General features: G+C 71.5%; 7 protein-coding genes. 2 read left to right on the top strand and 5 right to left on the bottom strand.

The annotated features are described in order from the left end of the window. Window positions 1-1217 (top strand): LuxR family transcriptional regulator (locus QK444_RS28165; RefSeq protein ID WP_282785171.1); only part of this gene is annotated, 1217 nt, incomplete at its 5' end. A gap of 336 nt (window positions 1218-1553) precedes the next feature. Here QK444_RS28165 and QK444_RS28160 read toward each other — a convergent pair. The 5 genes from QK444_RS28160 to QK444_RS28140 form a co-directional block, all read right to left on the bottom strand. After that, entirely contained in the window at window positions 1554-2693 is a 1140-nt protein-coding gene (locus QK444_RS28160) for an FAD-dependent monooxygenase (protein ID WP_282785170.1), read from the bottom strand. A gap of 78 nt (window positions 2694-2771) precedes the next feature. Continuing rightward, complete coding sequence (locus tag QK444_RS28155; protein ID WP_282785169.1) at window positions 2772-4142, bottom strand: DUF1731 domain-containing protein; 1371 nt, start codon at window positions 4140-4142, stop codon at window positions 2772-2774. 237 nt (window positions 4143-4379) lie between these two features. Continuing rightward, the gene (locus tag QK444_RS28150) at window positions 4380-4595 is read right to left on the bottom strand and encodes a hypothetical protein (protein ID WP_282785168.1); all 216 of its coding nucleotides are present in this window, start codon (window positions 4593-4595) and stop codon (window positions 4380-4382) included. A gap of 255 nt (window positions 4596-4850) precedes the next feature. After that, entirely contained in the window at window positions 4851-6473 is a 1623-nt protein-coding gene (locus QK444_RS28145) for an acyl-CoA dehydrogenase family protein (RefSeq protein WP_282785167.1), read from the bottom strand. A gap of 9 nt (window positions 6474-6482) precedes the next feature. Continuing rightward, window positions 6483-7088: a TetR/AcrR family transcriptional regulator gene (locus QK444_RS28140; RefSeq protein WP_282785166.1), complete on the bottom strand. Its 606-nt coding sequence runs from the start codon at window positions 7086-7088 to the stop codon at window positions 6483-6485. A 65-nt stretch (window positions 7089-7153) separates the two neighbouring features. Here QK444_RS28140 and QK444_RS28135 point away from each other — a divergent pair. Further along, window positions 7154-7906, top strand: a 753-nt coding sequence (locus QK444_RS28135; RefSeq protein ID WP_282785165.1) for a crotonase/enoyl-CoA hydratase family protein, incomplete at its 3' end; no start/stop codon positions are given.

Here is a 7906-nt window from a genome sequence, read left to right as displayed (position 1 = left end):
TGCGGGACGCGCGCGACCAGCTGCGGGAGCTGCCGCCGAGCCGGGACCGCGACCGTTTCCTGCTCGCCTACGACGGCGCGCTGGGACTGTACGCCGACGATCCGACCGATGGCATCGCGCTGTTGCGCCGCAACCGCGGCACCGCATCCGAGCTGCGGCAGCGGGATCCGGTGGTGCGCCTGGCGCTGTCGACGCAGGCGATCGTGCTCGGCGATACCGACGCCACCCGCGACCTGCTCACCGAACTCGCCGAGGACTGCCGCGCCCAGGGTGCGGCGGGCTGGCTGGCCACTGTCGAATCACGCGTGGCCCAGGTGGAATTCATGGCCGGGCGGTTTCGCGAGGCGGAGCTGCTGGCCACCGAGGCCGCCCAGCTCGGCGACCATGCCGAGCAGCCGGTGCGCGGCACCCACGCGGCCGCGGTACTGGCACTGACCGCCGCCGCGATGGGCGATGCCGCACGCTGCCTGGAGCTGGTCGAGAGGTACCGGCAGGGGCCGCCTATCGCCGCCATGCACCGCACCCAATTCGATTGGGCGGTGGCGGTACTGGATATGGCCCGCGGAGACTTCGAATCCGCACTGGACCGGATGGAGGCCCTGGACCGCACCCCGATGAATCGGCACGGCCAGTGGCTGTCCGTCTACGCCGACCGCATCGAGGCCGCGGTGCGCACCGGCCGGCCGGAGCGGGCCCGGGAACCGCTGGAAGCCCTGCGGATCTGGGCCGCGGCACTGGAGGCCCCGTGGGCGGAGGCGCTGCTGCTGCGCGGGCGGGCGGTACTGACGGACGACCCGGATGCCTACACCCGAGCCCTGGAGCTGCATGCCGCCGCGGGTCGCTGGTTCGACCGGGCCCGCACCGGTCTGTTGTACGGCGAATGGCTGCGCCACCAGCACCGCTTCGCCGCCGCGCGCACCGAATTGCACACGGCCGCTGACTCGTTCGACCGGGTGGGCGCGAACTCCTGGGCGGAGCGGGCGCGCGCGGAGCTGCGTGCCGCGGGTGCGGTGGCGGCCACCGGCCGCGAATCCGTCGCGGCTTTGACACCGCAGGAACTGCAGGTGGCGCGGCTCGCCGCGACCGGAGGCACCAATCGGGAGATCGCGGCCCGCCTGTTCCTGAGCCCGAAGACGGTGGGACATCATCTGTCGCGGGTCTTCCGCAAGCTCGGGGTCGCCAATCGAGTGGAACTGGCCCGCCTGGAGCTGAATTGAGCCCGTGACGGTCCGGACCGAGACCGTGGTGACGAGGCGGACGTCGAATTCGGGGGAGGCCGCCTCGCCACACGGATCGGCGGCACGGCGAGGGATGCCGTACCGCCGCTGACCAGACTAGGAAGACGGCGGTCGCGCCGGTATCGGGCGAATGCCCTAATCGGCCGTGGCGGGCGGCGATCGATACCAGGGGGCGTCCGGTAAGCGAATGTTCGGAGCTGGCGGGGGCAGCCGGGATTCGGCCGCGACCTCCGCTACGGCACCAGCCCGCAGCAGCATCAGCCCGCTACAGCAGCGACCCGCAGCAGCATCAGCCCGCAGCGGAGCAGACAGCGATCAGCGGGGTGGATGCCAGTCGAGCGTGGGTGCCAGCGAGTTCAGCATCACCCGGCCCGGGAGCAGCCGCAATGCCAGATTCCGGGCCGCGACGGCCGGGAGCGAATGCCGCTGCGCGAGTGCGCCCATGAGATGGGAGCGCTCGGCGATGCCCTGCACGCGGGGACGCCGCGCGCGGTCGTAGGCGGCGAGTGCGGCGGCGGTCTCCTGGTGTGAGTCGAGCGCGGCCGCCAGCGTGAGGGCGTCCTCCAGGGCCTGATTCGCGCCCTGACCCAGATCCGGTGTCATGGCGTGCGCCGCATCGCCGAGCAGCGCGATCCGGCCGTTGGCGAAGCTGGCCAGATGCGGCAGTTCGAGAATGTCGTGTCGGAGCACCGCCGACTCGGTGGCGGCCGCCAACAGTTCGGGAATGGGGTCGTGCCAGGAACCGAAGCGACGTCGCAGCTCCGCCAGCTCACCCTCGTCGCCGCACTGTCCGGCCGGAACACTCGCGGCGGCATAGAGATAGACCCGACCGTCCGGCAGCGGCGCGAGCCCGATCCGTTGGCCGCGCCCCCAGGTCTCCCCGCCGGAGCGCACCGGCCGCGGCGGGGAGACAACCAGCCGCCACGCCGTGTATCCGACGTAGCGGGGGCGCGGCGCGTCGGGCCATAGTCGCGTGCGGATCGAGCTGTGCAGACCGTCGGCGGCGATCACCAGATCGGCCCGCACGGTACCGCGGCGGTGCACCACCTCCACCTTGGCTCCGACCGTGCGCACCTCCTCCACCTCGGTGTCCACGTGCAGGGCATGATCGGGGACGGCGGCCCGCAGGCTGTCCACCAGATCGGCCCGATGCAGGACGACGAGGGGACCGAAGCGGCGTTCGAACTCTCGGGTGTCGGTGCGCGACAGCCAGCGGCCCGAGGGGGTGCGGATGCCCGCCGTGGTCTCCGCCAACGCACGCGCCCGGACGACAGCGCCGAGCCCGAGGGCGTCCAGGGCGCGCAGACCGTTGGGGCAGATCGAGATTCCCGCACCGACCGCACCGAAGTCACGGGCCTTCTCCAGCACCGCGACCTCCCACCCGCGCAGCCCCAACGCGCGGGCCGCCGCCAGGCCCCCGATACCGCCACCGACGACGATGGCTTCCCTGCCCATTGCGACTCCCTCCGACGAACACACCAACGCTAGGGACGGGTGTGCCGTGGCGCTATCGGGCGATCGCCCGTATCCGGTTCAGCCCGGCAGGATCTCGGCCAGAGCTTCGTCGAGCGTCGGATAGCGGAAGCGGAATCCGGCCTGCCGCAGTACCTCCGAGGTGGCATGGCGGCCGGTGAGCCCGAGGGCCGCGTCGGTGCGCAGCACCACCGCGCCGATCCGCAGTACGGCCGCCGGGGTGGGTGGTGCGGGCGGCCGGTGCAGGCGACGCCGCAGCGCGGCCATGAGTTCCCGGTTGCGCACCGGAAAATCGGTGGCGGCCACCAGGATTCCGTCGGGCAGCGTGACCTCCGGGGTCATTCCGAGGGCGGCCCGGACGATGGCCAGCCAGTCCTCGCGGTGGATCCAGCTGAACCACTGCTCGCCGCTGCCGACCCGGCCGCCCAGCCCCGCCTTGGTCAGCGTCGCCAGCCTGCGCACGGCGGGGGCGTCGGGATCCAACACGATGGAGGTGCGCAGAATCGTCCGGTGTTCGGCCGCGGCCCCGTCGAAGGCCCGCTCCCACGGTTCGGCGACGCCCGTCATCTGCGGCAGGCCGACCGGCAGCGGCGTGCGTTCGGTGCAGCGGGTCTCCCCCGCATCCGACCAGATGGCCGTGGTGCTGGCCTGCACCCAGTAGTCGAGCGGCCGGTCCAGGGTTTTCGACGCCGCGACCAGTGCGGCCGTGGAATCCACCCGGCTGTCGCGCAGTACGGCGATATTCCGTTCGGTCGGACGGCAGTCCACCAGCTTGCCCGCCAGGTTCACCAGCGCGGTCCGCCCAGGACCGCGCAGCGCCGCGACCCACTCGCCCTGGCCACGGCCGTCCCACTCCACCTGGGTGAACGGCAAGCTCGCGTCCGCACGCCGGGTGAGTACGGTCACCCGCTGCCCCCGGCACACCAGATCCGTCGCCAGGCTCCGGCCCAGCGCACCACTGCCCCCGGCGATCACCACCGTGAGCGCGTCCGCGGCGGGTTCCAGTCCGGCGGCCCGAGCCAGTCGCGCGAATCCGACGCGGGCATCGGCCTCCAGCAGACCACCGACCACCGTCCGCGCCACCGCCGCCGACATGCCGACGAAGGTGATCCGCTGCCCGACCACCGTCCCGCCGGTCCGCGGTGTGAGCGTCCACTCCACCCGCATGGTCCCGGCGGGTTCGGGCTGCTCGAGCACCAGGCGTCGGCCCGGCACCACCGTGGTGATCGTGAACGGATCGGCGAAGCGTTTGTGTACCGCCTCGTAGACCGGCCCTCGCGGCAGATACCCGCCCGTCACACCCACCGCGGGCGGCCCGGCCAACGTCACCGACGTGACCGCCGGATTCCACCGCGGCCACTGCCTCGGGTCCCCCACCACTTCCCAGAGGCGCTCCGCCGGAAGTGCGATGAACTGCGTGTACTCACCCATCGAACGCCGTCCTAACCCCGCGTTGCCGCGCTCCCCGTCGAGCGCGTACCCCCAATCTATTGCCGCCCGTGCGGTCGACACAGCATCTGCGGGCCGTGCTCTTCCTCACCCGGCGAACCGGCCATCGAGGCAGTCGACGAGGTCTTTGTGCCCTGGTCGGACACGACGCCCACCGGGGACGATCGGATCGTGGACACAGCGCCCCACACCTCGAACTTCGATGTGGTGGCCATCGCGTCATCCGCGGGCGGCCCCGCCGCGCTGACCCATGTCATCGGCAGCCTGCCCGCCGACCTGCCGGTGCCGGTGCTGCTGGTGCAGCATCTCGACCCGCGCCATCCCACCCTGCTCACCGGCATTCTCGCCCGCAGGTCCCGGCTGCCGGTCCGGCTGGTGCGCGGTGGGGAGCGGATCGAGCCGGGCACGGTGTATCTGGCTCCGCCCGCTCGTCACCTGCGGGTGGGGTCGAACGGGGAACTCTCGCTGTCCGACGAGAAACCCGGGCATTTCGTGCGCCCCTCCGCGGATGTGCGGTTCGAATCCGTCGCGGACCGCTACGGATCCCGGGCCATCGCCTGCGTGCTGACCGGTTCGGGCAGTGATGGCGCGACGGGTGCCAAGGAGGTCCGCAACCACGGCGGCACCGTCCTCGTCGAGGATCCGAGCGAAGCGCGCTTTCGCGGTATGCCCGACCGCATACCGCCCGGATCAGCTCACGTAGGCGCGTTGCAGGATCGCCTCGGTGTCGATGCCGGTCGGCAGGGTGCCGAACGCGACGCCCCAGTCACCGCCGAATCGGGTGGCGCAGAAGGCGTCCGCGACCGCGGCGTTGCCGTGCCGCACCAACTGCGCGCCCTGGAGCACCAGCGCCATCGACTCCACCACGCGGCGCGCCCGGTACTCGATATCGGCGAGATCGGTGAGTTCCTTGCCGATTCGGTCGATGGCCGCATCCAGGTGCGGGTTGGCCCCGCGCGCCCGTGACACCTCGTCGAAATACGCCTCGACCGTTTCGGGCTGACGTCCCATGGCGCGCAGGGCATCCAGGGCCGCCACATTGCCGGAGCCCTCCCAGATGGACATGAGCGGGGCCTCCCGGTACAGCCGCGGCATCCCGGAATCCTCCACGTAGCCATTGCCGCCCAGGCATTCCAGCGCTTCGGCGGCATGCGCGGGGGAACGCTTGCACACCCAGTACTTGGTGACGGCCAGGGAGATCCGGCGCAGCGCGGCCTCGGCGGGATCGGTCGCGGCGCGGTCGGTCGCACCCGCCAGCCGCATCATGACGGTGGTGGCGGCCTCGGATTCGACCACCAGGTCGGCCAGCACATTGCGCATGGCGGGCTGGTCGATCAGCTTCTTGCCGAAGGCGTCCCGGTGGCGGGCGTGGTGCACCGCGTGCACCACCCCGGCGCGCATGCCGGTGGCCGAGCCGATCACGCAGTCCAGGCGGGTCATATTGACCATCTCGATAATGGTCTTCACGCCCGCGCCCTCCGCGCCGACCAGCCAGCCGGTGGCGTTCTCGTACTCGATCTCCGAGGAGGCGTTGGACTTGTTGCCCAGTTTGTCCTTGAGCCGTTGCAGGCGAAGGGGATTGCGCGAACCGTCCGGCAGCACGCGCGGCAGCAGGAAGCAGGACAGGCCGCCGGGGGCCTGCGCGAGGGTCAGGAACATGTCCGACATCGGCGCGGAGGTGAACCATTTGTGGCCGACGATGCGGTACGTGCCGTCGGATTGCGGTGTGGCCGTGGTGGTGTTGGCGCGGACGTCGGAACCGCCCTGCTTCTCGGTCATGGACATGCCCGCGATCAGACCGGCCTTGCCGGACGGCTCCCGCAGGCCGTAGTCGTATACCCGCGACGCCAGCAGCGGTTCGTACTTCGCGGCGAGTTCCGGATTGTGCCGCAGCGCCGGAATCACCGCGTAGGTCATGGAGATCGGGCACATATGGCCCGCGTCGGCCAGACCCCAGGTGTAGAACTTGGCGGCGCGCGCGACGTGCGCACCGGCGCGGTCGTCCTGCCAGGGCGTGCCGTGCAGGCCGTGTTCCACCGCCACCCGCATCAGATCGTGCCAGTGCGGATGGAATTCGACCTCGTCCACCCGGTGGCCGTAGCGGTCGTGGGTGCGCAGCACCGGCGGATAGTCGTTGGCCAGCCGTCCCCACTCCTGCGCCCGCGCCCCTCCGGCGAGCGCGCCGAGCTCGCGCACCTCGTCCTCGGCCCAGCCCGCACCCTCGCGGTGCAGGCCCTCGAGCAGCGCGGGATTGCGAGAGTTGTCGAAGGGGACGATGTTCGGCACCTGGTTGAACACGTCGTGGGTGTGCATGGGTGACTCCTATGTCGAGGATGCCCGCACGCCGAGGGCGCGCAGTGCGAAGGCGACGAGATCGGGCAGCACCGTCTCGCGTGGCAGCTCCTGGGCCAGCGGGCCGACCAGCACCTCACCGATCGCGCCGACCAGGGCGGTGGCGCTGGTGCGTGGATCCTGCGGTGGCAGTTGGCCATTGGCGACGCCGTCGGCCACGGCGGTTTCGAAGGTGTCGGCGAAGGCCCGGCGGAAACGCAGTCGCTCGGTGTCGACGGCGGTGTCCACCGGTTCGGCCAGCAGTACGTAGGCGAGTTTGGGATTCTTCAGGGCGCGTCCGGCGAAGGTCTCCACGGCGGCGGTGACCCGCTCCACCACGCCGCCGTCGGCGCTGGCGTCGGCCACGGCGGTGACCTCGCGGGTGACGACCTCGCGGAAGACGGCGGTCACCAGTTCGGCCTTGCCGCTGAAGTTCTTGTAGACGGTGCCGGTGGCGACACCGGCCGCGGCGGCGACGGTGGCCATGGACAGTCCGGCGAATCCCTGTTCGGAGAGCACCTTCATGGCGGCCCGCACGATCGCCCCGGCCTGGGCGTCCAAACGGGCCTGCACAGCGGGGGTTCTGCGATACGCCACGAAAGAAGTGAAGCACGGATTCATTTCTTCGCGCAAGGGTATGTGCACGGTCGTGTGTACGGCGTATGGTCGGTCCCGTGAGCGTACGAGTCGAACGCAACGGCCCCGTGACCACCGTGATCCTGCACCGCCCCGAAGCCCGCAATGCCGTGGACGGACCCACGGCCGCGGCGCTGGCCGACGCCTTCCGGGAATTCGACGCCGACCCGACCGCCGCCGTGGCGGTGCTGTGGGGCGAGGGCGGCACCTTCTGCGCCGGGGCGGATCTGAAGGCGCTCGGCACCGAACGGTCCAATCGCGCGGCCGAGGACGGCGACGGGCCCATGGGTCCGACCCGCATGCGGCTGTCCAAGCCCGTCATCGCCGCCGTCTCCGGCTACGCCGTGGCGGGCGGACTCGAACTCGCGCTCTGGTGCGATCTGCGAATCGCCGAGCAGGACAGCACCTTCGGCGTGTTCTGCCGCCGCTGGGGCGTACCCCTCATCGACGGCGGCACCATCCGCCTGCCGCGCATCATCGGCACCGGCCGCGCCCTGGACCTCATCCTCACCGGCCGGGCCGTCGGCGCGGCGGAGGCCCTGCAGATCGGCCTGGTCACCCAGGTCGTCCCGCCCGGCGAATCCCGCCGCGCCGCAGAGGAACTCGCCGCCCAGCTCGCCGCCCTCCCGCAAACCTGCCTGCGCTCGGATCGCATGTCGGTGCTGGAACAGGACGGCCTCGACGAGACCGCCGCCCTCCGCAACGAGTTCCGCCACGGCATGACCGCCCTCGCTGACGGCGCGCTCGACGGAGCCCAGCGCTTCGCCGCGGGCGCGGGC

It is taken from the genome of Nocardia sp. CC201C, from assembly GCF_030010695.1.
GTDB classification, from domain to species: Bacteria; Actinomycetota; Actinomycetes; order Mycobacteriales; family Mycobacteriaceae; genus Nocardia; species Nocardia otitidiscaviarum.
This window is presented reverse-complemented; position numbering and strand designations above follow the sequence as displayed.